This window comes from Burkholderia sp. Tr-20355, assembly GCF_017104685.1.
GTDB classification, from domain to species: domain Bacteria; phylum Pseudomonadota; class Gammaproteobacteria; order Burkholderiales; family Burkholderiaceae; genus Burkholderia; species Burkholderia seminalis.
This window is the reverse complement of sequence record NZ_JAAGPK010000126.1, coordinates 1-24,259: the sequence shown is the minus strand read 5'-3', so window position 1 is coordinate 24,259 and position 24,259 is coordinate 1. Positions and strand designations below refer to the sequence as shown.

Sequence of the window (24,259 nt, the reverse complement as noted above, 5' to 3'; positions counted from 1 at the left end):
CCACACCGTCCTTCCAGCTGCTCGGGTGGCGGTCGCCCTCGACGTTCAGCGGCGCCAGCACCTCGCCGCAGAATTTCGCGGACTCCTCGAGCACGGCCTGCGCCGTGTCGTAACCGGCATCCTCGAAGCCCGGCAACTGCGCGACGGCGTCGATGCCCGCGAGTTCCTTCAGCACGAACAGCATGTCCTTGACGGGGGCGTTATAGCTCATGGTCGATGTTCCAATCAGGCGGTGAATGAGGCGCGATCGGGCGGGCGGATACGGCAGAACCGGCCAGACCCGGGCGACGTGACGACCCATCGTAATGCCGCCGTCGCCGATTCTCATTGTCATATCCGGCCCACATAGTGACAAAACCGGCCACGGGATGGGGAGGTGTGGCCGGGAACGGTCGGCTGGACACGGGTTTGGCGGGAAGGCGTTTCAGGGATTCGGCCTGCGTTCGACAGTACACCCGACCTGAGAAATCGGCTGCTACGTGTACCATACCTCTCAAATCGCACATCTCGACCGATCAAACATCACGCAAATAGAAAATGACCATGACCGATGCAGTGATTCGAGCCGGGGCATTGGCTGCAGTATTGCTTGCGGCAAATCGAATCAGGCAAAAAGGGACAGCCTCCCGACCGCCTGTCAAGTCAAAATCGGCCGCGGCGCAGCGCGTGGCAGCCACCGCAGTGTCGGCAGTCATCTTGCTCATTTACCTCTACGCCATGCGCCACTATCTGGCGGCACTCTTTCGCCGTTAAGTCCCCATAGAAAAGCGAATACGAGGTGATGACGCCGTCGGTCAGTCCGCACCACGCTTCTTCGACATCCATTCTCGCAAACGCACGTTTGGCTTGACGAAAACAAGGCCGCGCCGGTTCGATATTCGATTCGACTGCGTCCGGCGCATGGACACCCTCCGGGCGCGTGGCGGTGCGCTGCAGTCGGTGAAATCGCGTTTCGCTTTCGCAAATGCACACATCAAAAAGGGAGCCGGCTATGGGACCGACCGATGGCAGCCGGTTATGGGAGCCGTCCGCGAAATCCGGCTGCCCCCGCACGCATCAGGCCTGGCGCCGGTAAGTCCCCGGCGTGCTCCCCGTCCAGTGCCGGAACGCGCGATGGAACGCGCTCGGATCGTCGAAACCGATATCGGCGCCGATCGCCGCGATCGTGTCCGGCGTGTCCGTCAGCCGCTGGATCGCGATGTCGCGCCGCAACTCGTCCTTCAGCACCTGGAACGTCGTTCCTTCGGCAGCAAGGTGACGGCTCAGCGTGCGCACCGAACAATGCAGGTGCTCGGCCGCCTGCTCGATCACGGGCAGGTCGGGCAGCGCCGCCGACAGGTACTGCCGCACGCGATGGCACACGAGCTGTTCGCTGAACGTTTCGAAGATCCAGTCTCCGGGCGCACGCGCGAGAAACTTGCGCAGGTTGCGCTTGCTCTGCCGGATCGGTGCGTCGAGGTAGTCGGCACTGAAGCGCATCAGCGTGCGCTCGCGGTCGAACTTCACGGAGCCGGTGAAGAAATACAGGTGTTCGACCGCGTGGCGCGGCCGCGGGCACGCGAACTCGATCTGCAACAGCGGGATCTTCTGCCCGATCAGCCAGGAACACACCCCGTGCACGAGCTTGAGCATCAGCTCCTGGCCGAGCGCGCCGATCGGGCCGATCGCGTCGTTCGGGCGCAGCAGCACCTGCGCGACGAGGCCGTCGCGCTTCGATTCGACGAAGAAGTCGTCGAGCAGGATATGGAAGAATTGCCCGAAACGATGCAGCGCCGTTTCGAGGTTGCGCGCATCGAGCAGGCTCAGGCACAGGTACTTCAGCGTGCCGCCGCGCAGCGGGCGCGAGAAGATGCCGGGCATCTCGTCGTCGAGGTCGATCGCGAGCGTGCGGTACAGCGTCGAGAACTGCTCCTCCGTCACGCGCGCATGCGGCTCGCCAAGCAGCTCGAGCGGGATGCCGGCGCCGCGCAGGTAGCGCTCGACCACGTCGCGCTGCGCGCCCGCACTTGCCAGGAAGCCGTTGACGAGCGAGATCGGCACCGTCGCGCTCGGCGACGGCAGCGCATGCCCGGGCCGGGCGGAAAGTGAGTCAGAACCGGTCATCGCGTCCCCGTCGGTCGAACCGCTCGCATTGTACTTGAGCGGCCCGCGCCGGGCCTTCGGGGCCCTCGCGGTCTTCGGCGCGCGGGGCCGCGCCGCGGCGGCAGCGCGGCGCATCGTCGCCGTCAGTCGATACGGCTCAGTTCCCGCCGCAGGATCTTGCCGACCGTCGACTTCGGCAGCCGGTCGACGAAGCGGACGATCTTCGGCACCTTGTACGCCGCCAGGCTCGCGCGGCAATGCGCGACGAGTTGTGCCTCGCTCACGTCGGTATCCGGCAAGCGCACCACGAACAGCTTGACGGCCTCGCCCGTGCGCGGATCCGGCACGCCGATGCATGCGCATTCGGCGACGCCCGGCAGCGCGGTCGCGACCGCTTCCACTTCGTTCGGGTACACGTTGAAACCCGACACGATGATCATGTCCTTCTTGCGGTCGACGATCCGCAGGAAGCCGGCCTCGTCGAACACGCCGACGTCGCCGGTACGGAAATAACCGTCCGCGGTGAACGCGGCCGCGTTCGCGTCCGGCTTCTGCCAGTAGCCGCTCATCACCTGCGGCCCCTTCACGCAGATCTCGCCCGCTTCGCCGATCGCCACCTCGCGGTCCTGGTCGTCGAGGAGCTTCACGTCGGTCGACGGCAGCGGCAGGCCCGTGGTGCCCGTGAAGGCATCGATCGACTGCGGGTTGAACGACACGACCGGCGACGTTTCGGACAGCCCGTAACCCTCGCGGATGAAATTACCCGTCACGGCCTTCCAGCGCGACGAGATCACGTCGATCACCGCCGCGCCGCCGCCGGCCGACAGCTTCAGCCGCGACCAGTCGACTTCCTTCAGCCGCGGATGGCCGGCGAGCCCCGCGTACAGCGTGTTCACGCCGACGAACACCGTCGGCCGCGCGGCCTTCAGCACGTCGATGAACCCGTCCATGTCGCGCGGATTCGCGACGAGCCAGTTCTGTGCGCCGATCGCGAAGTAGGACAGGAAGTTCACCGTCAGCGCGAAGATGTGATACAGCGGGATCGCCGTGACGACGACCTCTTCGCCCGGCGCCCGCGCGGCCGGCACGATCGCCGCGAACTGTTCGATGTTCGCGACGAGGTTGCGGTGCGACAGCGCCGCGCCCTTCGACAGGCCGGTCGTGCCGCCGGTGTATTGCAGCAGCAGCAGGTCCGCGCCGCCGAGCGCGACCGGCGCGTACACGAGCGCTTCACCCGCGGCAATCGCGTCCGCGAGCGCGATCGAGCCGGGCGGCAGCGCGTCGCACGTGCCGGCCGGCGCATCGACGACGCCGAGATCGCCGCGCCCCACGCTCAGCACGGTGCGCACGCGCGTGGCGCCGACCACGTCGGCGAACGTGCCCATCGAGCCGCCGCAGACGACGGCCACCTCGACGCCCGCGTCGTCGAGCTGATGCTCGAGCTCGCGCGCGGTGTAGTGCGGGTTCACGTTGACCTGGACCGCGCCGATCTTCGCGACGGCGACGAACACGACCGGAAACGCGAGCACGTTCGGCAGCATCACGGCCACGCGATCGCCCTTGCGCACGCCGACGACCTGTTGCAGATAGGCGGCCAGCGCGGTCGACAGGCGGTCGACGTCGGCATAGGTGAGCGTGCGGCCGTACGCATGGAACGCCGGGCGATCGGCAAAGCGGCGCATCGCATCGTCCAGCAGCGCGCTGACGGAAGGGTGGCGATCGGCGTCGATCTCGGCGGGGATCGAGCCATACGACCCGGTCCAGTGTCTCTTCGTCATGTCTCACTCCTCGGCTCGGGGGACGGTGCGCACCCGGCGCACCGTTCGCACGGCGGCCTGCACGCCGAAAGGACGCGGGCCGTCGCCTGACCGGCGACTATCGCTCGCGCGACGCGCTTTGCAAATGATCCGGGCGGCCGAAAAGATGATCGAAACGGACATGCGGGCAGGCGCACTTGTCCAGGCAACCTCGCTTGCCGCGGCGGGCAGCCGTTTATTCCGCAACGCGGATTGCAAAGCATCAAGCGGCATGGCAGCGCCCGCCGCCCTTCTTCATAATCGACGATCGCCCTTCATTCGTCGAAACGATGCAGCCGCTTTCCCTCGCTCCCGCCGACACCTTCTCGTCCGTTCGATTTTTGCTGACCGACATGGACGAGACCCTGACCCATCGGGGCCGCCTGGCCGCGCACACCTATGCGGCCCTCGAGCGGCTGCAGGCGCACGGCATCCGCGTGATTCCCGTGACCGCCGCGCCGGCGGGCTGGTGCGACCAGATGGCGCGCATGTGGCCGGTCGACGGCGTGATTGCGGAGAATGGCGGACTCTTCATTCGGCGCGGCCCGGACGGGCACGGCGTCGAACGCCGCTACTGGCACGCGGACGACGCGCTCGCCGACGCGCGTGACGCACACCGGCGTATCGCGCGGCATGTGGAGCAGGCCGTCCCTGCCGCACGCCTCGCGGACGACCAGGACTTCAGGCTGACGTCGCTCGCGTACGCACGCACGGGCTCCGGCCAGGACGACCGGATCCTCGACGCGCTGGTCGCGGCCGGTGCGGACGCGACCATCAACAATCTGTGGATCATCGGCTGGATCGGCGGATACGACAAGCTGTCGATGTCGCTGCGCGTGCTGTCGGGCACGTACGGCGTCGACGCCGACGCCGCGCCGGCGTGCGTCGCGTATTCCGGCGATTCCACGAACGACGCGCCGATGTTCGGCTATTTCACGCACACGGCCGGCATGAGCACCGTGGTCGACTATCTGCAGCACTTGCCCGTCCTGCCGCGATGGATCACGCACGGCCCCGGCGGCAGCGGATTCGTCGAGTTCGCCGACGCGATCCTGCGTGCTCGCCCGGTCGTTCAGGGCTGACTCGGTGCGGCGGTCCGACTATCGCCCTGCCGGCATGAACACCATACGGGATCGGGCGATTCCGGTCGCCGGCCGCGCCTGATACGATCGCTTCGCTTCCGGTTCGCGACGGTCCACCCTTCCGCAACCGCCGCCGATGAAGCCGGGCGCATCCGCACGACGGATCACGTCCGTCTCGTCGCCCGGTCACGCCGGTCGCCCCATCCTCCTCATGATAAGGATTGCTTCGTAACTGCCAGCTATCCCGGCAGTGCACGGAAACAAGACCGGACTCCTCGGTCAACCACTCGATCAAAGGTCAATCGCCATGCCTGAACGCATCTCGTTTGGACAGCTTCCCGCCCGACTGCTCGACGTCGTGCTCAACGTCGAGGAATACGCGAACCACACCGGTCACGACTTCAAGCTCGTCGAACTGGTGCGCGCACGTGTGTCGCAGCTGAACGGCTGCGCGTATTGTCTCGACCGCCATATCAAGGAAGGCATCCATGCCGGCGACGATCCGCTGCGCTACAACCTGCTGCCGGTATGGCACGAAACGCCCGATCTCTACAGCCCGAAAGAGCAGGCCGCGCTGCGCTGGGCCGAAGCGCTCACGTTGCTCAGCGAGCACGCGATCGACGACGCGCTCGTCGCCGCGACACGCGAGCACTTCGATCGCGACGAACTGGCGACACTCACGCTGATCGTCGCGCAAATCAACACGTGGAACCGGCTCGCGAAGCCGTTCGCATGGCAAGCCGGCGTGTTCCAGGCCGGCTGACGCCGGTCGAGGCCGGGTGCGCCGGGTCATGCCGGCGCGCGTATCAGGGTGAACCCTGTAGCGCATGGGACCGTTCCCGCGCAGAATTGCGTGCCGTAAACGATATCGATTCGGACGCAGGATCCCGCCATGCCGCGCAGTGCGCTCTTGAACCCGACGGCCGCCCGCGCAGTCCGCCTGCCGGACGCCGCGCCCGCTCACGCGCTGCGCGAGCAGCGCTTCACGCCGGCCAAGCTGGCCGTGCTGCTCGACGTGGCCGCCCAGGCCGGCCTCGACCCGGCCGCGGTGCTCGACGGCACCGGCCTGACGCCGACCGACGTCGCGGACCCGTTCACGCTCACGTCGCCGCTGCAGTTCCTGACAGCCGCGCGCCATGCGATCGGCCACTACGACGGCACCGATCTCGGCGTGCGCGTCGGCCGCCGGCTGCACGCGTCGAGCTACGGGATGTACGGCTACGCGATGCTGTGCTCGGAATCGCTCGCGCACGCGTTCGATTCGGCGGTCAAGTATCACCGCCTCGCGAACGGCATGCTCGCGATCCGCTGGGTCGAACAGGGCGACACCGCGTCGTGGCTGTTTCCGGACCGGCACGAAGTCGCGCTGCCGGATCTCGACGCGCCGCTGTACCGTTTCCTGATCGACATGCAGTTCGCGCTGCACGTGACGATCATCAAGGACGTGATGGGCGCGTGGTGCGTGCCGGCGCGCGCGCAGTTCGCGCAGCCGGAACCGCCGCACGCGGCAGCACTGGCCGACGCGCTCGAATGCCCGATCGCGTTCGACCAGCCGCACCACGTGCTCAGCTATCCGGCCGCCTGGCTCGCGCGCGCGCCGCAGCTCGCGAATCCGATCACCGCCGCGCAGGTGTCGTCGCACTGCGCGAGCCTGCTCGAGGCATTGCGCAGCCAGGCCGGCGTCACGCGGCGCGTGTACCAGGAACTCACGCGCACGCCCGGGCAGTTTCCCGACATCGACGCGATCGCGGACACCTTGTGCATCACGTCGCGCACGTTGCGCCGCAAGCTCGAAGCCGAAGGCACGTCGTACAGCGAGCTGCTGACGAGCGTGCGCAAGGCGCTCGCGATCGACTACCTCAGCACGACCACGCTCAGCACCGAGGACATCGCGCTGACCCTCGGCTTCAGCGATGCGGTCGGGTTCCGCCACGCGTTCAAGCGCTGGACCGGCACGACGCCGAGCGACGTGCGGCGCAAGCGCGGCGGATAAGCACGGCGGATGCCGCCGACGGCGGTCAGCGCGCGTCGCCGGCCGCCGCCGGCGCGACCGCCAGCGCAAACTCGAACACCGCGCCGCGCCCGGCCCGGTCGACGAGCCGGATGCCGCTGCCGTTGAGCGCGAGCATCCGGTGCACGATCAGCAGACCGAGCCCGCCGCTCGTCACCGTGCCGCCGCTCATCGGCCGCTGCGGCCGCTGGAACAGCCCTTCGCGCCGCGCGGCCGGAATCCCCGCGCCGGTATCCGCCACGGTCACGACCACGCGGTCGCCCCGCGGCTCCAGCGCGACCTCGACCTCGCCGTGCGGCGGCGTGTGCCGCAGCGCGTTGTCGAGCAGGTTGGTCAGCACGCGCTCGATCATCCCGAGATCGGCCGACACGACCGGCACGCGCGGCGGAATCCGCGCATGCAGCGCGACGCCGCGCGACGCCGCGGTCAGCTCGAATTTCTGGAACACGTCCTGCACGAGATCGACGAGCGAGAACGGCTCGCGCTCGGCCTGCACGCCGCCCGATTCGAGCCGCGCGAGCTCGAACAGCGCCTGCGCGAGCCGGCCGACCTTCGCGCTCTGCGCGAGCGCGATCGACAAATAGCGCCGCCGCTCGGGTTCGGCGAGCGTGTCGGCCTTCAGCGACAGCGTCTCCAGATAGCCGTGCAGCGAGGTCAGCGGCGTACGCAGGTCGTGCGAGATGTTCGTGATCAGTTCGCGCCGCTGCTGGTCCTGGCGCGTCAGCGCGCGCCACTGGTCGCCGATCCGGTCGGCCATCTGCGCGAACGCGGATTCGAGCACCACGATGTCGTCGCCGCGCCGGCCCGGCGAGCGCGGCACCGGCGGCTGCGTGTCGGGCGCGCCGTTCGCGTCGAAGCCGCGCATCGCCTCCGTCAGCCGGCGCAGCGGGCGCGTGATGAAACTGAACGCGGTGAGACCCGCGATCAAGCCGAGCAGCGCGACCACCGCCATCGACCACAGCGTCGTGCGCAGCACGTTGCCTGCATCGACGCGCGCGGCAAGCCGGTCGTGCGCCTCGCCGAGCAGCACCACGTAGATGTAGCCCAACGGCGGCTGCCCCGCGCGCTGCAGCGGCGCGGCGCTGAACACCTTGCGCGCGTCCGGGCTGCGCGGGTCGTCGCCGAGGATCGGCAGCGGCCGGCCCGCGATGAATTGCTGCACGGGCGCGAGATCGATACGGTCGCGCTTCACGTGGCCGGGCGGCGCATCGTCGCCCTTGATGCGCCCGGCGTTGTCGAGCAGGTACACCTCGACGCTCGGGTTCACGCCCATCAACTGGCTGAACAGCGTGCGCACGGCGTCCGGGCGCAGCCCGTTCGCGTCCATCAGCGGCGCGCTGTTGGCGATGTTCGCGGCCAGGTCGCGCGACAGCGCCTGCACGACTTCCTTTTCACGCATGTCGTTCGCGCGGATCTGCAGCCACGCGGACGCGCCGGAGCACGCGAGCAGCAGGATCGAGAACACGAGCGACAGCCGCTGGGTAAGCGTGAGCTTCATCATGCGTCCCGCTGGCCCGGCGCGGCGAGCTTGTAGCCCCGTCCCCACACGGTGAGGATCCGCACGGGTTCGGCCGGATCGACCTCGATCTTCGCGCGCAGCCGGTTGATGTGGGTGTTGACCGTGTGTTCGTAGCCTTCGTGCTGGTAGCCCCACACCGCGTTGAGCAGGTCCATCCGCGAAAACACCTTGCCCGGGTGCCGCGCGAAGAAGTACAGCAGGTCGAATTCGCGCGGCGTGAGGTCGATGCGCGCGCCGTCGACGCTCGCCTCGCGCGCGATCGGATCGAGCGCGAGCCCTCCGACGTCGAGCGTGCCCGCGTCGATGCGCGAATCGCGCGCGAGCGCATCGACGCGCCGCAGCAGCGCCTTCACGCGCGCGACGAGTTCGAGCACCGAGAACGGTTTCGCCAGGTAGTCGTCGGCGCCGAGCTCGAGACCGAGGATCCGGTGGACCTCGCTCGACCGCGCGCTCGTGATGATGATCGGCGTGTAGCGCGTCATCGCGCGGGCGCGCCGGCAGATCTCGAGGCCGTCGACGCCCGGCAACATCAGGTCGAGGATCAGCGCATCCCAACCGCCCTGTTCGAGCAGGCGCAGCCCTTCGGCACCGTCCGCGCTGTGCACGACTTCATAGCGCTCGTCACGCAGGTGCAGGCTCAGCACGTCGGCGATGTCGGCGTCATCCTCGACGATCAGGATGCGTTTCGGTTGGTCCATGGCGGTGGGCGGCGGCACGTCGAAGCTCGGTTCGATAACGGTGGTCGGCGGGCGATCGGCGGCCCGGGTCGAGTCGCGGCGGAAAAGCCGCGCTGCCGTCATTGTGCAAAATTTTGCCGCGGGAAGTGATCACATTTCGTTGAACTCTTGATCACCCTCGTTCCGCGAGCCAGTGCCCTCAACGCTTTCCGCCCCGTCCCCCAAAACAACAGACGAGTTGTCCCGCTCGAACACGCGATTGGCGCCCGTATGCGCGGCAAGCCGTGCGGCAGGCGAACCCGGAAGCCGGCCGGCTCCGCCGACGCGACATCGAAACATCGAATCCAGCCCTATTTGTCGGAGGGGCACCATACCCACGCAAGCCCGATATCGGCATAATATTGCCCGCCGCGCGAGCGACCCGCCTTCGCTGCGCCGGTGAATCGAATCCGAAGCCCTGGAGCAAGCATGCGTGACATCATCGACGGTTTTCTACGTTTTCAGCGCGACGTCTACCCGCAACGCGTCGAACTCTTCAAGCAACTCGCCACGTCGCAGAACCCCAAAGCACTGTTCGTCACGTGCTCCGACAGCCGCGTCGTGCCGGAACTGCTCACGCAGCGCGAACCGGGCGAACTCTTCGTGATCCGCAACGCGGGCAATATCGTGCCGTCGTACGGGCCTGAACCCGGCGGCGTGTCGGCCACGGTCGAATATGCGGTTGCCGTCCTCGGTGTTCGCGACATCGTGATCTGCGGCCACTCGGATTGCGGCGCGATGGGCGCGATTTCGCGTTGCACCTGCCTCGATCACTTGCCCGCTGTCGCGAACTGGCTGCGCCACGCCGACGCCGCGAAAGTCATCAACGCCGCGCATCAATACGATACGCCGGGCGCGAAGCTCGACGGGCTCGTGCGTGAAAACGTGATCGCCCAGCTTGCCAACCTCCGCACCCATCCTTCCGTCGCACTCGCGCTCGAGCAAGGACGCATGAACCTGCACGGGTGGGTGTACGACATCGAGACGGGCGGGATAGACGCACTGGACGGCGCGACCCGGCGCTTCGTCCCGCTGGCCGAGTCGCCCACGGTGGTCGCCGTGGACGCACGCAATCGCGGGCAGGTCTAGTTCGGCCTCGCGTAGGCGCGCCGCGTCTCGCGCAAACCGATGGCCGGCGCCGCCAGTTCAATGCGCGGTGCGGCGCAGCATCGCGGTATCGTAGCCGAGCGTCCGTACGCGCTCGACGAGCGCGGCGGCTTGCGCGGCCGACGGCTTCGCGACGCGCGTCAGGATCCACAGGAATCGCCCCGACGGCTCGCCGACGATCGACCATGAATAATCGTCGGCGTGATCGAGTATCCAGTAGTCGCCCAGAAAGAACGGCCCGAAGAACGACACTTTCAATTTCGCGTCGCCGCTGTTCGCCACGATCCTCGCCCTTCCGTCCGAACTGCGCGCGGGGCCGTCCGGCCCGCCTTCGCGACAGGTATTGCGCACGCCGATGAGGCCGTCGTCGCGTTTCGCATAGTCGGCCGTCACGCCGTCGCAACCGCGCTCGAAACGGTTTTCATAGCGCGCGAACTCATACCATCTACCCACATAACGATCGAGATCGACCGCCTTGGCCGGTTGCGGCACCTGCGCGTTGCCGCTCTTGCCGCCCGCGAGGCCCGCGCATCCCGCGAGCAACAGTGCCGCGCCGGCAACGGCCACGGCCGCCGTCCGCACGGATGCACGAAAAACAGATCGCTTCATTGAAGCCCTCCCGGCCACGAAATCGCATCATTGTGCATGCAACCACCCTGCCGCGTCAGCAGCGGCGGGGGCAGCGGTCGTCTGCATCCCGGCGGGCGATTCGTTCGTATCTCGTTGCAACGTCTTCATACGGTTCGCCACCATGCGCGACATTCAGCGGGTCCGCCGTCGATCGCTCGATCAAGTGCATCCGGCAGTGCTATATTTCGCTCGACATTCACGCCATGGCGATTCTCGCCATTTCTTCAGCATGAACGACACGCCGGATGGTGCCGAGCGCTTCGACCCGTCAACCGACGCCGATGCCGTGCGTCGCGAACACCTGAACCAGGTCATGTCGCGGGTCGCGAGCGGCGACCAGGCGGCTTTCGCCGAGCTGTACCGGCTGAGCTCGTCGCGGGTGTTCGGCATCATCGTGCGCATGGTTCACGATCGCGGGGAAGCCGAGGATCTGCTCCAGGAGGTCTACACGGCCGTGTGGCGACGGGCCGACGCATTCGATCCGGCACGCGGCGGTGCGATGACGTGGCTGACCACGCTGGCGCGCAACAGGACGATCGACCGGTTACGGCAGCATCGCGAGGCGCCACTCGACGACGAACAGGTGCTGGATCTCCCCGACGAGGATCCGACGCCCGCCGCGCTCGCGGAGGCAAGCCAGGAGCGCCAGCGCCTCGAACGCTGCCTCGAGCGGCTCGAGCCGGTTCAGGGCCGCGCAATACGCGAGGCTTTTTTCAGCGGCGCGACTTACAGCGAACTCGCCGCGCGCCTGCGTGTGCCGCTCGGAACCATGAAAAGCTGGATCCGGCGCAGCCTGATGCAGCTGAAGGGATGTCTCGAGCAATGAATACGCCCGCCGATCACGATCCCGAATTGCGCTGCGCGGAATACGCGCTCGGCGTGCTCGACGCCGATGCGCGGCGCGCACTCGAGGCATCCGCCGCACGCGATCCGCTATTGCAGGCGACGCTGGCGCGCTGGCAGCGCCGCTTCGCACCGCTCGCGGAAGACGTCGCCCCCGTCGCCCCGCCCGGCCGGGTCTGGACGCGAATCCAGCGTGACCTCGGCTTCTTCGTTCCGCCGGCCGCACACGGCACCGCGCCATCGGACGGATGGTGGAACAGCCTGCGACTGTGGCGCTGGGTCGGCCTCGGCGCGAGCGCGGCCGCGCTGGGACTGCTCGCGGTCAACCTGATCCGGGTGAACGAAGCGCCGCCGCGCGCGGCCGCCGTCGCGGGCAGCTACATGGTGGCCACGATTGCACGAGCGGACGGCGTCGCACACTGGACCGCCACGGTCGACCTGCGCCGCGCCCGGATGGTCGTGGTACCGGCGGACAAGCCGACGATCGCCGCGAATCGCTCGACCGAGCTCTGGCTGATTCCGCCGAATGCGAAGCCGATCTCGCTCGGCGTATTCACGCCGGACGCGCCGGCGTCGATGACGCTGCCGCCCGCGATCGTCGCGCAGCTCAGCGCGCGCGCGGTGCTCGCCGTGTCGATCGAGCCGCGCGGCGGCTCGCCGAGCGGTCAACCCACCGGTCCGGTGCTCGCCACCGGGGCCATGCACGCGGCATAACGGGCGCCGCGCCACCCCGCGTCGGGCAACCGCCCTTCGCGGGAGAGCGCGGTGCGCGCCCCTGTCGTCCGCGCGCAAGTCGCGGCGCATCCCGATGCATCCGTTTGGCCTTCGGCTCCGTATATGACGGATATCGCGTCCCCGGAGCCGCCCGCATGCCTGCCGTCGCCGTTGCCCTCCTCGCTTTCGTCGGACTGTTCCTGTCGTTCACGGCGGTGTGGATCAGCCAATTGCGCTCGCGGAATGCCGGGATGATCGACCCGGTCTGGGCGGTGACGCTCGGCGGCATGGCCGTGTTCGTCGCGGGGCTCGGCACCGGCCCGGTATTGAACCGCGCACTCGTCGCGACAGGCGGCGGCATCTGGGGGCTGCGGCTCGCGCGGCACTTGTGGCGTCGCAACCATCGGCAACCCGAGGACCGGCGCTATCGGCAATTTCGCCTGCAATGGGGCGACGCCGCGCCGCGCAACATGTTCTGGCTGTTCCAGTTGCAGGCGCTGATCTCGATGGTGCTGTCGGTCGCGTTCTTCGTCCCGGCATACAGTCCGGACGCGCCGTCCCGGTCCGCTGCCGTCGCCGCCGTGTCGATCTGGCTCGTCGCCGTGGCCGGAGAGGCCGCCGCCGACCGGCAGCTCAAGCGCTTCCTGGCCGCCCCCGGCCGCCGCGACGGCGTCTGTCGGGTGGGCTGGTGGCGCTATTCGCGTCACCCCAACTATTTCTTCGAATGTCTGCACTGGTGCGCTTACGCGGCGCTGGCGATCGGCATGCCGTGGGGCTGGCTCACGCTGATGCCGCCGTTCCTGATGGCGTGGATGCTGCTCAGGGTCTCCGGCCTGCCGCTGCTCGAGGCGCATCTCGTGCGAACGCGGCCGGGCTACCGGGAATACATGCGCACGACCAGCGCCCTCGTTCCGTGGCCGCCCAGGCCGGCCGCGTGCCCGCCCCTTGCCCGCCCCGACCATCCCGAAGACAGGAGTACGCGCTCATGACCGCCACCGCCTCGCAACCGTCGCCCGCCCGGATGCCCGCCCCCGGCGACACGTGGCTGATCCGCTGCTGCGAACGCGGCTGGCTGCCGGATCCGCTGATCCGCGCCGGGATGCGCGCCCTGCTGCGGCAGCGCCTGCGCGACGAACATCTGCTCGACGGCGAGCGGCGCGCGGCCGCCTTCGAGCGGCTGGTGCACGAACTGAACGCGAGCCCCATCGCGATCGATACGCAAGCGGCCAACACGCAGCATTACGAAGTGCCCGGCGCGTTCTTCGAAGCCCATCTCGGCCCCCGGCTGAAATACTCGTGCGGCTATTACCCGCTCGGCAACGAAACGCTCGCTCAAGCCGAGGACGCGATGCTGTCGCTTTACGCGGAGCGGGCCGGTCTCGCGGACGGCCAGCGCATCCTGGATCTCGGCTGCGGCTGGGGGTCGCTGTCGCTGTGGCTCGCCGAGCGCTATCCGCACGCGCGGATCGTCGGCCTGTCGAATGCTCACGGTCAGCGAAACTTCATCGAGCAATGCGCGGCCCGGCGCGGGCTGACCAATCTGCGGATCGTCACGGGCAACGTGGTCGACTTCGATTTCGCGCCCGGCGAAGCGGGTTTCGACCGCGTGCTGTCGATCGAGATGTTCGAGCACATGAAGAACTACCGGCAATTGCTGGCGAAAATCGCGCGCTGGATGCACGACGACGGCAAGCTGTTCGTGCACGTCTTCGCGCACAAGCTGCTCGCCTATCACTTCGCGGTGCGCGACGACACCGACTGGATGTCGCGCCATTTCTTCACCGGCGGCACGATGCCGTCGGCCCATCTGCTGCCGCGGTTCCAGGACGACGTCCGTCTCGACCGCCAATGGTGGATCGACGGCACCGCCTATGCTCGCACGGCCAACGACTGGCTCGCGTCGCTCGACGCCGCGCGCGGCCGGATCATGCCGATTTTCGAAACGGTCTACGGCGCCGACGCGCGGATCTGGTTCCAGCGCTGGCGCATGTTCTACATGGCGGTCGCCGAGCTGTTCGGCTATGCCGGCGGCCAGGAATGGGGCGTCGCCCACTACCTGTTCGACAAGCGGCCGGTACGCGCGTGAGACGTGTGATGCCGTCCCCGATCGTCCGCCGCTTCGCCGCCGCGCTCGCGGCAGGTCTTGCACTCGCCATCGCCGCGGGCTGCTCGGGCAATGCGCCGAACACGAATCCGCGTGCGGCCGTGCCCCTGTCGAGCGTGCCCGTCGACCTGCCGCGCTACATGGGCCGCTGGTACGTGATCGCCAACATCCCGTACTTCGTGGAACGCGATTACGTGGGCAGCCGTGCCGAGTGGACGCTGCGCGAGGACGGCCGGATCGACGACGTGTTCGTCGGCCGCAAGGGCGGCTTCGACCGGCCCGAGCAACGCTATCGCTTCGTCGATACGGCAAAGCCCGGCAGCGGGGGCGGCGAATGGCGCGTGCGGCTGTTCTGGCCGGTGTACGTCACGCAGTTGACGCTCTATGTCGATCCCGACTACCGCCATACGATCCTCGGCTACCCGGGCAAGACGCTCGGATGGATCTTCTCGCGCGAGCCGACGATGGACGACGCGACGTATCGCTCGCTGCTCGCGCGGCTCGATGCGATGGGCTACGACACGTCGCGCTTCAGGCGCGTGCCGCAAACACCGGGGCAGATCGGTCAACCGGGCTTCGCCTCGCCGGGCGAGCGCGACTGAAGCGGGCCACGCGCATCCGCCGCCCGCTTTGCTCCGTATCTCCGAACAACCCTTCCCGAGACCGCCGACCCGCCTGACGGAGACCCTTCGCGATGCACCAGCCCCTCACTGCCTTGCCGCCCGGGCGGCGGATCGCCGTCGTCGGCGCCGGCATCGCCGGCCTGGCGAGCGCCTACCTGCTGGCCCGTCGTCACCGCGTGACGCTGTTCGAGGCGGCCGGCTACCTCGGCGGCCACACGCACACCGTCGATGTCGAACTCGACGGCGCGCGCCACCCGGTCGATACCGGGTTCCTCGTCTTCAACGACCGGACCTATCCGAACCTGATCGCGCTGCTCGCCGAACTCGGCGTGGCCGCGCATCCGAGCGACATGTCGTTCTCGGTGTCGGTCGACGGCGGCCGGCTCGAATGGGCCGGCAGCAACCTCAACACCGTGTTCGCGCAACGCCGCAACCTGTTTTCGCCGACGTTTCTCGGCATGCTGCGCGATATCCTGCGCTTCAATGCATCCGCGCACGACCACCTCGATGCGGCGAGCCGCCAGCGGCTGTCGGTCGGCGAACTGCTCGCCGCGGGCGGGTACGGCGCACCGTTCCAGCATCATTACCTGCTGCCGATGGCGGCCGCGATCTGGTCGAGCGCGGCCGGCGACATCCTGCGGTTTCCGGCCGCCACGTTCCTGCGCTTCTGCCTGAACCACGCGCTGTTGCAGGTCAACAACCGCCCGCCCTGGCGCACGATCGCGGGCGGTGCACGGCAGTATGTCGAGCGCATCGCCGCGACGCTCGACGACGTCCGCCTGAACACGCCGGTCCGTACCGTTCGGCGCGACGAACAGGGCGTCACGGTGGCGACCGACGCGGCCGGCGGCGAGCGGTTCGACGCCATCGTGCTCGCGTGCCACGCGCCGACGAGCCTGCGGCTGCTCGCGGACGCCAGCGAAGCCGAACGCGGCGTGCTGGGCGCCGTGCGCTACCAACGCAACGTCGCGGTGCTGCACACCGACACGGCCTTGCTGCCGCGCCGCCGGCGCGTGTGGTCGGCGTGGAACTACCTGAGCGGTCGTGCGGCGCCCGCTGCCGACGGCGCAGCGCCCGTGTGTGTGAGCTACCTGATCAACCAGTTGCAGCCGCTGCCGTTCCGCACGCCGGTCGTCGTCACGCTGAACCCGATCGACGCGCCCGCGCCCGACACGCAGCTCGGTCGCTACGACTACGAGCATCCGTTGCTCGATCTCGCCGCCGTCGACGCGCAGGATCGCCTGCCTGCGCTGCAGGGGCGGCACCGCACGTGGTTCGCGGGCGCGTGGACGGGCTACGGTTTTCACGAGGACGGCCTGAAATCCGCGTTGCGCGTGGCCGACGATTTCGGCGTGAAGCCGGCCTGGGCCAAGCCATGAACGTGCCGTTCGCGAGCGACGGCAGCGGCGCGCGGCTTCTGGTCGGGCACGTGATGCACGAGCGGCTGCGGCCCGTGCACCATGCGTTCACGTATCCGCTGTTCCAGGTTTGCTGCGACATCGAGCGGCTTCACGAAATCGGCGGCCACTGGTTCGGCGTCGATCGCTGGCGGCCGTTCGGACTCGCGTCGCGCGACTACGGTCCGCGTGACGGCCAGCCGCTTGCGCCCTGGCTGCGGGCCCGCCTCGCCGAAGCCGGCATTCCGGCCGACGGCCCGATCTGGCTGCAGACGATCCCGCGCCTCTTCGGCCATGCGTTCAACCCCGTGAGCTTCTGGTACTGCTACGACCGCGCGGGCCGCCTCCGCGCGTTGTACGCGGATGTGCGCAACACGTTCGGCGCGAACCACGGCTACCTGCTGAGCGCGACGCGGCACGCGCCGATCGGGGACGACACCGTCCTCGTCTGCCGCAAGACGTTTCATGTATCGCCGTTTTGCGACGTCGCCGGGACGTACGCGTTTCGCGTGCGTCAGCGCGGCGACCACCTGCTGGTCGCCATCGACTACCGCGACGACGACGGTCCGCTGCTGCGGACGGCGCTCGTCATGCAGGCCGGCCCGCTGAGTGCCGCGCGGGCGTGGCGCGCGCTCGCGCGGCAGCCGTTCAATGCGATCGGCGTGCTCGTCCGCATCCATTGGCAAGCGCTGCGGCTCTGGCTCAAGCGCGTGCCGTTCCACGGCAGGACGCCCCCTGCCCGGCCGCCCCGCGCCGGTGCGCTGCCGCCCCCGTCGGCACCGGTGTCGCCGCCATGCCGCCCTGCGGTATCCGACCACGAGGTCCGCCCATGACCCTGCTGCGCCTGTTATCGAATGCCTCGCAACCCGCGCTGCCGCTTTCCGCGCGGTTGTTTGTCGCGCTGCTGCGGCGGCTGCGGCACGGCCACCTGATACTCGTGACGCCCGAAGGCGCGCAATACGTGTTCGGCGATCCGCACCGCCAGCCGGCCGCGACGCTGCAGATCCGCGACTGGCGGGCGTGCCGCGCGATCCTGCGCGCCGGCGACATCGGCTTTGCCGACGCGTATCGCGCGGGCCGCATCGACACGCCCGACCTCGTCGCGCTGCTGCGTCTGGCGATCCGCAACGAGCCGGCGATCGCGCGCACGGTGACGGGCGGCCGCTTCGCCCGCCTCTGGTATGCGCTGCGCCACCGGCTGCGGGCGAATACGCGCGCCGGCAGCCGCCGCAACATCCACGCGCATTACGATCTCGGCAACCCCTTCTACGCGCTTTGGCTCGACGAAACGTGGACGTATTCGAGCGCGTGCTTCGACGGCGACGCGCGGCGCTCGCTCGCCGACGCGCAGACGGCGAAATATCAGCGCATCGTCGATTCGCTCGGCCTGCGCGCCGGCATGCGCGTGCTCGAGATCGGGTGCGGCTGGGGCGGCTTCGCGATGCATGCGGCCCGCCAGGGGATCCGCGTGCACGCGCTGACGATCTCGCCGTCGCAATACGCGCTGGCGGCGGAGCGCATCGCGCGGGCGGGGCTGTCCGGTCTCGCGACACTCGAGTTGCGCGACTACCGTGACATCGACGGGCGCTACGACGCGATCGTGTCGATCGAAATGTTCGAGGCGGTGGGTGAAGCGTTCTGGCCGGTGTATTTCGACACGCTCAGGCAGCGCTTGAAAGCAGGCGCGCGGGCGTTGATCCAGTCGATCACGATCGCCGAATCGCAGTTCGATGCGTACCGTGCATCGAGCGACTTCATCCGCGAGTTCATCTTCCCGGGCGGCATGCTGCCAAGCGCCGAGCGCTTCGTCGGCGCGGCCCGGCACGCGGGCCTCATCGCCGAACCGGTGCATGCGTTCGGTCTCGACTATGCGCGCACGCTGGGCACATGGCGCGCGGCGTTCGAGGCCAGCCTCGACGCGGTCCGCGCGCAAGGATTCGACGAGACCTTCATCCGCACCTGGCGCCTGTACCTGGCGTATTGCGAAGCGGGATTTGCCGAGCGGCGCACCGACGTGATGCACTTCGTCGTCTCGAGCGGGGACCGCCATGACGCGTAGGCTCGCGATCCTCGTGGCCGTGGCCGCGTATGCCGCCACGCAGGTGGCGAACGCGGGATGCGTCGACGACGTGGCGTCGGCGCGGATGATCGGATCCGGCCGATTCTGCGTATTCGGGCTTTGCCTTTATGACGCGCAGCTTTGGGCGTCCCGTTCGCCCGCGGCATTCGATACGCCGTTCGCCCTTTCGCTCGCGTACCGCCACGACGTGAAGGGCGAGCGGCTCGTCGCCACCGGCATCGCCGAAATCGAGCGCCTGGCCGCGACGCCGTTGCCGGCGGCGACCCGCGACGCCTGGCGCGCCGACATCGCCGGCGCCTTTACCGACGTGCTGCGCGGCGACGTGCTCTGCGGCGTCTACCTGCCGGGCCGCGGCGCGCGTTTCTACAAGAACGACCGCCTGATGTCCGACGTCGCCGATCCGGACTTCGCGCGCGCGTTCTTCGCCATCTGGTTCGATCCGCGCACCCGGGCAGCATCGCTGCGCCGCGAGTTGCTTGGCGACCCGGTCCGCCAAGGGCCGAACATGTGAGCGTGCGACGACGGCCGCCGGCCGGCCGAACGCGCAGCGACTCATGCTTCATTCCGCCGCCGTCGAAACCGCCGCGTATCTCGTGCTGTCGCAAGCCGGCTGGCTCGTCTGCGTGTCGAGCGCCGCACATGGGCGCGGCTGGATCGGGACGCTGTGTGCGGTACTGCTGGCGGGCGGCCACCTGCTGCGCACCCGTTTCCCCGCCCGCGAAGCGTCGTTGATCGCGATCGTCGCTGCGATCGGCTGGAGCTGGGATGCCGTGCCCGTTGCGACGGGCGCGTTGCGCTACCCGAACGGCGTCTTGCTGGAAGGAACGGCGCCTTACTGGATCGCGGGTTTGTGGGTGCTGTTCGCCGCCCAGCTGAACGTCCCGCTGCGCTGGCTGCGCGGGCGCTGGCTGCGCGGGCGCTGGCTGGCCGCCGCGCTGCTGGGCGCCGTCGCCGGCCCGCTCTCGTTCCGGGCGGGCGCAGCGCTCGGCGCGGTGCGCTTCGTGAGCCCGACCGCATGGATGCTGCTCGCATGCGGCTGGGCGGTCATGCTGCCGTCGGCCGTCTGGTTAGGCCAGCGCCTGGACGGAACACGCGACGATCATTGACACGGTTCCGTCGGCATTACCGCTTGCCTGTCAACCGTGCTCGCTCGTCAAGACACGGGCCTTCCCCGTTCTCCCGGACGCGTTCCGGACCGACATGACATTCCGGCCGGCCGCTTCCTTTAGTTGCGCCGACAACCGCTCGCCAAGTCGCCCCGTGTCGTGAGCAATACTGGCAAGCGTCGGTAACCGATCCGCTGCAAGGCGCTCGGGGCCTGCCCTGTCGGCAGCGGCGCCGGTCACGTGCGGCGGTGCCAGGCACCCGCGCCGGATCGCCGATCGAGAACTCGTGCGCGTTCTCGCGCAAGGTATGCGGTAGCGTCGCGACAAGGCCGCTCTCGAAGCGATTGGATCGCCGGATCCGTTTCGATGAGCCGCCACGGTTCGGGGGCGCCGCGTTGAAACAGCGACCGGCGGACGACACACCTGGAATCCGCAGCCGCTTCCGTCGCGGCCGCGAAGGGGGTCGAACATCGCGCTCAGTGATGCTCGTACAACGGCTGCGCGTCAAGCGACGCGAGCGATGACACGGCCGCACCGGCGACGACGGACGGCCGAGCGGCAACCGATTGCGACGACTGCGCGGCGATCTTCGCCTCCGCTGCCTGAATGTCGTCGGGATAGTACGGATCGCTGCCGACCGGCCGATAACCGGCCTTTTCGACCCGAACGAGATCGGCGCGCACGTCGGCGCGCGTGACCATGCCGTCGGCGGTTTGCGCGAAGGCGACGATCGGCGCGCTCAATGCGCAGGAAAGCAGGACTGCACGAATCAGGTTGTTCATGATGTTCACCTCTCAAGATGGCGTATTGGCGTCCGCACACCAGGCCGGACCGTCGCTCCGCATCGATGCGATGAAGAGTGGAATCCATTCTGCGATTCGCGCGCTTTCCGGAAGGTGAGGCTTCGATTACGGTCTTGTCATCTGATGGCTGCCGCCTGTCGGCCGCGAGCCAACCGGTCCGGTCGGACGCTGCGCACCCGCGCGCCGGCACAGATAACGGTTTCGTAATCTTCGGGTCAGGGTCGGGTCAACGCCGCGCCGGCAGACTGCACGCTCGTCGCATCGAATGCGCATCCGAGCCCTGCTTCGAGGAGCACCATCATGTGGATCGTCCGGCTGGCGTTACGCAGGCCCTACACGTTCGTCGTACTCGCGCTGCTGATCTTCATCGCGGGACCGCTTGCGCTGCTGCGCACCCCGACCGACATCTTCCCGAACATCGACATCCCGGTCGTCAGCATCGTCTGGTCGTACAACGGCTTCTCCGCGGAAGACATGGCCAAGCGCATCACGTCGAACTACGAGCGCGCGCTCACGTCCGACGTCGACGACATCGAGCACATCGAGTCGCAGTCGCTGAACGGCGTGTCGGTCGTGAAGATCTTCTTCCACCCGGGCGCCGACATCAATCGCGCGATCGCGGAAGCCGCGAGCAACGCCGCGTCGATCCTGCGCATCCTGCCGCCCGGTACGCTGCCGCCGAACATCATCACGTACAACGCGTCGACGGTGCCGATCCTGCAGCTCGGTTTGTCGAGCGACACGCTCGCCGAGCAGCAGCTGTACGACCTCGGCAACAGCTTCATCCGCACACAGCTCGCGACCGTCCAGGGCGCGGCGGTGCCGCTGCCGTTCGGCGGCAAGATCCGCCAGATCGTCGTCGACCTCGACACGCGCGCGCTGCAGGCGAAGGGGCTCGCGCCGATCGACGTCGTGAACGCGATCAACGCGCAGAACCTGATCCTGCCGGGCGGCACCGCGAAGATCGGCACGCACGAATACAACGTGCAGATGAACGGCAGCACGCAGACGGTCGCGGCGCTGAACGACCTGCCGGTGAAAACGATCGGCGGCAACGTCGTGTACGTGCGCGACGTCGCGCACGTTCGCGACGGCTACGCGCCGCAGACCAACATCGTGCGGGCGGACGGCAAGCGCGCGGCGCTGCTGACGGTCGAGAAGACCGGCAGCACGTCGACGCTGACGATCATCGACCAGGTGAAGGCGATGCTGCCGAAGATCGCGGCCGGGCTGCCGAAGGCGCTGCACATTTCGCCGCTCGACGACCAATCGGTGTTCGTGAAGGCGGCCATCCAGGGCGTCGTGCGCGAAGCGCTGATCGCCGCGTGCCTGACCGCGCTGATGATCCTGCTGTTTCTCGGCAGCTGGCGCGCGACGCTGATCATCGCGATCACGATCCCGCTCGCGGTGCTCACGTCGCTGCTCGCGCTGTCCGTGCTCGGCCAGACCATCAACATCATGACGCTCGGCGGGCTCGCGCTCGCGGTCGGGATCCTGGTCGACGACGCGACCGTCGCGATCGAGAACATCACGCATCATCTCGAGCGCGGCGCGCCGCTCGAAGACGCGATCCTGACCGGCTCGGGAGAAATCGCGGTGCCGACCTTCGTGTCGACGCTGTCGATCTGCATCGTGTTCGTGCCGATGTTCCTGCTCACGGGTGTTGCGCGCTATCTGTTCGTGCCGCTGGCCGAGGCCGTGATCTTCGCGATGATCGCGTCGTACTTCTTCTCGCGCACGCTGGTGCCGACGCTCGCGATGGTGCTGATGCGCGCGAAAGGCAACGGCCGGCCGCCGCGCGGCGTATTCGCGCGCGTCGCACGTTTCCAGGCCGCGTTCGAGCATCGCTTCGAAGCCGTCCGGCTGCGCTATCGCGCGCTGCTCTCGGCGGCGATCGCGCGGCGCCGCCGCTTCGCGGCCGCGTTCCTGCTCGCGTGCGTCGCGTCGACGGGCCTCTACGCGTTCGCCGGGCAGGACTTCTTCCCGTCGGTCGACACCGGCGAGATCCGCCTGCATCTGCGCGCGCCGACCGGCACGCGGATCGAGGAAACCGCGCGACTGACCGACGAGGTCGAAGCGAAGATCCGCGACGTGATTCCGGCCAACCAGCTCGCGAGCGTGCTCGACAACATCGGCGTGCCGGTAAGCGGGATCAACCTCACGTACGACTCGTCGGACCCGATCGGTACCGAGGACGCCGACGTGCTGGTCACGCTGAAGCCGAATCACGCGTCGACCGCCGCGACCGTCGCGACGCTGCGCAACGTGCTCGCGCAGTCGTTCCCCGGCGTGACGTTCGCGTTCCTGCCGGCCGACATCGTCAGCCAGATCCTCAACTTCGGGCTGCCCGCGCCGATCGACATCCAGATCGTCGGCAACAAGCTCGACCAGAACCGCGCGGTCGCGAATGCGCTGCTCGCGAAGCTGCGCGGCGTGCGCGGGCTCGTCGACGCGCGCATCCAGCAGCCCGGCGACGAACCCGCGATCAACGTCAACGTGGACCGCACGAAGGCGATCCAGGCCGGCCTCGAACAGCGCGACGTCGCGCAGAACCTGCTGATCGCGCTGTCCGGCAGCTCGCAGACGACGCCCAACTTCTGGCTCGATCCGCGCAACGGCGTCAGCTACCCGGTGCTCGTGCAGACGCCGCAATACACGGTGAATTCGCTGCAGTCGCTCGCGAACGTCCCGCTGCCCGCCGGCACCGCGCGCGCGCCGCAGACGCCGGCCGGCGGCCCGGCCGCGGGCGCGCCCGCGCAGAACCTGCTCGGCTCGTTGGGCTCGTTCTCGCGCACGACGCAGCAGGCCGTGGTGTCGCACTACAACGTGCAGCCGGTGCTCGACCTCTTCGCGTCGGTGCAGGGGCGCGACCTCGGCGGCGTCACGGCCGACGTGACGAAGCTCGTCGACGCCGCGCGCGCGCAACTGCCGCCCGGCTCGTCGATCGTGCTGCGCGGCCAGGTGCAGGCGATGCACGAATCGTTCGCGGGCCTCCTCGGCGGCCTTGCGCTCGCGATCTCGCTGGTCTACCTGCTGATGGTCGTGAACTTCCAGTCGTGGCTCGATCCGCTCGTGATCGTCGGCGGGCTGCCGGCGTCGCTCGCCGGCATCGCGTGGATGCTGTTCGTCACGCGCACCACGCTGTCGGTGCCCGCGCTGACCGGCACGATCCTGTGCATCGGCATCGCGACCGCGAACAGCATCCTCGTCGTGAACGCGGCGCGCGAGCTGCTCGCGGCCGGCGCATCGCCGTGGCAGGCGGCGCTCGACGCCGGCTTCAACCGCTTCCGGCCCGTCGTGATGACCGCGCTCGCGATGCTGATCGGCATGTTGCCGATGGCGCTCGGCCTCGGCGACGGCGGCGAGCAGAATGCGCCGCTCGGCCGCGCGGTGATCGGCGGCCTCGCGTTCGGCACGCTCTCGACGCTGCTGTTCGTCCCGGTGCTGTTCGGCTTCGTCCACGCGTGGCTCGCCCGGCGCCGCGACGCCGCGGCCGCCCGGCGCGTGCAGTCCGCGCCCGATACGCCGGCGCTGCGCTGACGCGCCGACGTGCTGACGCCCGGATCGGAAGCGCGTCGTGTAGGGAAAGCGTCTTAAGGTCAGGTCAGCTCTCGGTGGTAGTGGTGTGTGCACACAAACATGGACA

Annotated in this window: 23 protein-coding genes; 15 read left to right on the top strand and 8 right to left on the bottom strand. The window is 68.6% G+C overall.

Annotation, left to right across the window (positions count from 1 at the left end; translation table 11 throughout):
• The 4 genes from G3N62_RS25420 to G3N62_RS25405 all read right to left on the bottom strand — a co-directional run.
• The coding region (locus G3N62_RS25420) for an acyl-CoA dehydrogenase N-terminal domain-containing protein (protein WP_206141333.1) at positions 1 to 211 on the bottom strand (211 nt) is incomplete at its 3' end.
• Between the two features lie 304 nt (positions 212 to 515).
• Positions 516 to 704 carry a hypothetical protein gene (locus tag G3N62_RS25415; RefSeq protein WP_124670589.1) on the bottom strand — a complete coding sequence of 63 codons (189 nt, stop codon included), beginning with the start codon at positions 702 to 704 and terminating at the stop codon, positions 516 to 518.
• Positions 705 to 1,056: 352 nt separating this feature from the next.
• Positions 1,057 to 2,217 (bottom strand): AraC family transcriptional regulator, encoded by a 1,161-nt coding sequence (locus G3N62_RS25410; protein ID WP_124670588.1) that lies wholly within the window; start codon positions 2,215 to 2,217, stop codon positions 1,057 to 1,059.
• An 8-nt stretch (positions 2,218 to 2,225) separates the two neighbouring features.
• Positions 2,226 to 3,860: an AMP-binding protein gene (locus G3N62_RS25405; RefSeq protein ID WP_124670587.1), complete on the bottom strand. Its 1,635-nt coding sequence runs from the start codon at positions 3,858 to 3,860 to the stop codon at positions 2,226 to 2,228.
• A gap of 308 nt (positions 3,861 to 4,168) precedes the next feature.
• Between G3N62_RS25405 and G3N62_RS25400 the strand changes: the two genes are divergently transcribed.
• The 3 genes from G3N62_RS25400 to G3N62_RS25390 all read left to right on the top strand — a co-directional run bounded on the left by G3N62_RS25400 (position 4,169) and on the right by G3N62_RS25390 (position 6,953).
• Positions 4,169 to 4,960 carry an HAD-IIB family hydrolase gene (locus G3N62_RS25400; RefSeq protein ID WP_124609325.1) on the top strand — a complete coding sequence of 264 codons (792 nt, stop codon included), beginning with the start codon at positions 4,169 to 4,171 and terminating at the stop codon, positions 4,958 to 4,960.
• Positions 4,961 to 5,267: 307 nt separating this feature from the next.
• Positions 5,268 to 5,723 (top strand): carboxymuconolactone decarboxylase family protein, encoded by a 456-nt coding sequence (locus G3N62_RS25395; RefSeq protein WP_034190995.1) that lies wholly within the window; start codon positions 5,268 to 5,270, stop codon positions 5,721 to 5,723.
• A 129-nt stretch (positions 5,724 to 5,852) separates the two neighbouring features.
• Positions 5,853 to 6,953: an AraC family transcriptional regulator gene (locus tag G3N62_RS25390; protein ID WP_124670586.1), complete on the top strand. Its 1,101-nt coding sequence runs from the start codon at positions 5,853 to 5,855 to the stop codon at positions 6,951 to 6,953.
• A 25-nt stretch (positions 6,954 to 6,978) separates the two neighbouring features.
• On the opposite strand, the gene G3N62_RS25385 is transcribed toward G3N62_RS25390, so the two are convergent.
• Entirely contained in the window at positions 6,979 to 8,469 is a 1,491-nt protein-coding gene (locus G3N62_RS25385) for a HAMP domain-containing sensor histidine kinase (RefSeq protein WP_124670585.1), read from the bottom strand.
• The gene (locus G3N62_RS25380) at positions 8,469 to 9,188 is read right to left on the bottom strand and encodes a response regulator transcription factor (protein ID WP_049030868.1); all 720 of its coding nucleotides are present in this window, start codon (positions 9,186 to 9,188) and stop codon (positions 8,469 to 8,471) included. Before G3N62_RS25380 ends, G3N62_RS25385 begins: the two co-directional genes overlap by 1 nt.
• A gap of 447 nt (positions 9,189 to 9,635) precedes the next feature.
• On the opposite strand from G3N62_RS25380, the gene G3N62_RS25375 reads away from it, so the two are divergent.
• A complete protein-coding gene (locus G3N62_RS25375) occupies positions 9,636 to 10,295 on the top strand; it encodes a carbonic anhydrase (protein WP_034190992.1) in 660 nt (219 codons plus the stop codon).
• A gap of 57 nt (positions 10,296 to 10,352) precedes the next feature.
• On the opposite strand, the gene G3N62_RS25370 is transcribed toward G3N62_RS25375, so the two are convergent.
• The gene (locus tag G3N62_RS25370; protein ID WP_124670584.1) at positions 10,353 to 10,922 is read right to left on the bottom strand and encodes a lipocalin family protein; all 570 of its coding nucleotides are present in this window, start codon (positions 10,920 to 10,922) and stop codon (positions 10,353 to 10,355) included.
• Positions 10,923 to 11,172: 250 nt separating this feature from the next.
• Here G3N62_RS25370 and G3N62_RS25365 point away from each other — a divergent pair, with 250 nt between their 5' ends.
• From G3N62_RS25365 to G3N62_RS25320, 10 genes are all read left to right on the top strand, one after another.
• Positions 11,173 to 11,769, top strand: coding sequence for a sigma-70 family RNA polymerase sigma factor (locus G3N62_RS25365; protein WP_034190990.1), 597 nt, complete (start codon positions 11,173 to 11,175; stop codon positions 11,767 to 11,769).
• Positions 11,766 to 12,500: an anti-sigma factor gene (locus G3N62_RS25360; RefSeq protein WP_034190989.1), complete on the top strand. Its 735-nt coding sequence runs from the start codon at positions 11,766 to 11,768 to the stop codon at positions 12,498 to 12,500. The genes G3N62_RS25365 and G3N62_RS25360 overlap by 4 nt, the downstream gene beginning before the upstream one ends.
• A 155-nt stretch (positions 12,501 to 12,655) precedes the next feature.
• Positions 12,656 to 13,489: a DUF1295 domain-containing protein gene (locus G3N62_RS25355; RefSeq protein WP_124670583.1), complete on the top strand. Its 834-nt coding sequence runs from the start codon at positions 12,656 to 12,658 to the stop codon at positions 13,487 to 13,489.
• Entirely contained in the window at positions 13,486 to 14,586 is a 1,101-nt protein-coding gene (locus G3N62_RS25350; RefSeq protein ID WP_059557889.1) for a class I SAM-dependent methyltransferase, read from the top strand. The genes G3N62_RS25355 and G3N62_RS25350 overlap by 4 nt, the downstream gene beginning before the upstream one ends.
• A gap of 8 nt (positions 14,587 to 14,594) precedes the next feature.
• Positions 14,595 to 15,206, top strand: a complete 612-nt coding sequence (locus G3N62_RS25345) for a lipocalin family protein (RefSeq protein WP_124670582.1) — start codon at positions 14,595 to 14,597, stop codon at positions 15,204 to 15,206.
• Positions 15,207 to 15,298: 92 nt separating this feature from the next.
• Positions 15,299 to 16,606: an FAD-dependent oxidoreductase gene (locus tag G3N62_RS25340; protein WP_124670581.1), complete on the top strand. Its 1,308-nt coding sequence runs from the start codon at positions 15,299 to 15,301 to the stop codon at positions 16,604 to 16,606.
• A complete protein-coding gene (locus tag G3N62_RS25335; RefSeq protein WP_124670580.1) occupies positions 16,603 to 17,457 on the top strand; it encodes a DUF1365 domain-containing protein in 855 nt (284 codons plus the stop codon). The genes G3N62_RS25340 and G3N62_RS25335 overlap by 4 nt, the downstream gene beginning before the upstream one ends.
• Entirely contained in the window at positions 17,454 to 18,683 is a 1,230-nt protein-coding gene (locus G3N62_RS25330; RefSeq protein ID WP_124670579.1) for a cyclopropane-fatty-acyl-phospholipid synthase family protein, read from the top strand. The genes G3N62_RS25335 and G3N62_RS25330 overlap by 4 nt, the downstream gene beginning before the upstream one ends.
• On the top strand, positions 18,673 to 19,215 hold the full coding sequence (locus G3N62_RS25325; protein ID WP_049028789.1) for a chalcone isomerase family protein: 543 nt from the start codon (positions 18,673 to 18,675) through the stop codon (positions 19,213 to 19,215). Before G3N62_RS25330 ends, G3N62_RS25325 begins: the two co-directional genes overlap by 11 nt.
• Before the next feature lie 43 nt (positions 19,216 to 19,258).
• Positions 19,259 to 19,810 carry a DUF2878 domain-containing protein gene (locus G3N62_RS25320; RefSeq protein WP_124670578.1) on the top strand — a complete coding sequence of 184 codons (552 nt, stop codon included), beginning with the start codon at positions 19,259 to 19,261 and terminating at the stop codon, positions 19,808 to 19,810.
• A gap of 476 nt (positions 19,811 to 20,286) precedes the next feature.
• On the opposite strand, the gene G3N62_RS25315 is transcribed toward G3N62_RS25320, so the two are convergent.
• Positions 20,287 to 20,592, bottom strand: a complete 306-nt coding sequence (locus G3N62_RS25315; RefSeq protein WP_124670577.1) for a DUF4148 domain-containing protein — start codon at positions 20,590 to 20,592, stop codon at positions 20,287 to 20,289.
• 321 nt (positions 20,593 to 20,913) lie between these two features.
• On the opposite strand from G3N62_RS25315, the gene G3N62_RS25310 reads away from it, so the two are divergent.
• Positions 20,914 to 24,153 (top strand): efflux RND transporter permease subunit, encoded by a 3,240-nt coding sequence (locus G3N62_RS25310; RefSeq protein ID WP_124670576.1) that lies wholly within the window; start codon positions 20,914 to 20,916, stop codon positions 24,151 to 24,153.
• Positions 24,154 to 24,259 lie beyond the last annotated feature (106 nt).

Bases quoted from the DNA above. Each gene is read 5' to 3' on its own strand.
- G3N62_RS25380 (WP_049030868.1), bottom strand. From the start codon at position 9,188: ATGGACCAACCGAAACGCATCCTGATCGTCGAGGATGACGCCGACATC.
- G3N62_RS25410 (WP_124670588.1), bottom strand. From the start codon at position 2,217: ATGCGCCGCGCTGCCGCCGCGGCGCGGCCCCGCGCGCCGAAGACCGCG.
- G3N62_RS25325 (WP_049028789.1), top strand. From the start codon at position 18,673: ATGACGCGTAGGCTCGCGATCCTCGTGGCCGTGGCCGCGTATGCCGCC.
- G3N62_RS25365 (WP_034190990.1), top strand. From the start codon at position 11,173: ATGAACGACACGCCGGATGGTGCCGAGCGCTTCGACCCGTCAACCGAC.
- G3N62_RS25345 (WP_124670582.1), top strand. From the start codon at position 14,595: ATGCCGTCCCCGATCGTCCGCCGCTTCGCCGCCGCGCTCGCGGCAGGT.
- G3N62_RS25360 (WP_034190989.1), top strand. From the start codon at position 11,766: ATGAATACGCCCGCCGATCACGATCCCGAATTGCGCTGCGCGGAATAC.
- G3N62_RS25315 (WP_124670577.1), bottom strand. From the start codon at position 20,592: ATGAACAACCTGATTCGTGCAGTCCTGCTTTCCTGCGCATTGAGCGCG.
- G3N62_RS25415 (WP_124670589.1), bottom strand. From the start codon at position 704: ATGAGCAAGATGACTGCCGACACTGCGGTGGCTGCCACGCGCTGCGCC.
- G3N62_RS25385 (WP_124670585.1), bottom strand. From the start codon at position 8,469: ATGAAGCTCACGCTTACCCAGCGGCTGTCGCTCGTGTTCTCGATCCTG.
- G3N62_RS25375 (WP_034190992.1), top strand. From the start codon at position 9,636: ATGCGTGACATCATCGACGGTTTTCTACGTTTTCAGCGCGACGTCTAC.
- G3N62_RS25335 (WP_124670580.1), top strand. From the start codon at position 16,603: ATGAACGTGCCGTTCGCGAGCGACGGCAGCGGCGCGCGGCTTCTGGTC.
- G3N62_RS25370 (WP_124670584.1), bottom strand. From the start codon at position 10,922: ATGAAGCGATCTGTTTTTCGTGCATCCGTGCGGACGGCGGCCGTGGCC.
- G3N62_RS25400 (WP_124609325.1), top strand. From the start codon at position 4,169: ATGCAGCCGCTTTCCCTCGCTCCCGCCGACACCTTCTCGTCCGTTCGA.
- G3N62_RS25355 (WP_124670583.1), top strand. From the start codon at position 12,656: ATGCCTGCCGTCGCCGTTGCCCTCCTCGCTTTCGTCGGACTGTTCCTG.
- G3N62_RS25390 (WP_124670586.1), top strand. From the start codon at position 5,853: ATGCCGCGCAGTGCGCTCTTGAACCCGACGGCCGCCCGCGCAGTCCGC.
- G3N62_RS25395 (WP_034190995.1), top strand. From the start codon at position 5,268: ATGCCTGAACGCATCTCGTTTGGACAGCTTCCCGCCCGACTGCTCGAC.
- G3N62_RS25350 (WP_059557889.1), top strand. From the start codon at position 13,486: ATGACCGCCACCGCCTCGCAACCGTCGCCCGCCCGGATGCCCGCCCCC.
- G3N62_RS25310 (WP_124670576.1), top strand. From the start codon at position 20,914: ATGTGGATCGTCCGGCTGGCGTTACGCAGGCCCTACACGTTCGTCGTA.
- G3N62_RS25405 (WP_124670587.1), bottom strand. From the start codon at position 3,860: ATGACGAAGAGACACTGGACCGGGTCGTATGGCTCGATCCCCGCCGAG.
- G3N62_RS25320 (WP_124670578.1), top strand. From the start codon at position 19,259: ATGCTTCATTCCGCCGCCGTCGAAACCGCCGCGTATCTCGTGCTGTCG.
- G3N62_RS25340 (WP_124670581.1), top strand. From the start codon at position 15,299: ATGCACCAGCCCCTCACTGCCTTGCCGCCCGGGCGGCGGATCGCCGTC.
- G3N62_RS25330 (WP_124670579.1), top strand. From the start codon at position 17,454: ATGACCCTGCTGCGCCTGTTATCGAATGCCTCGCAACCCGCGCTGCCG.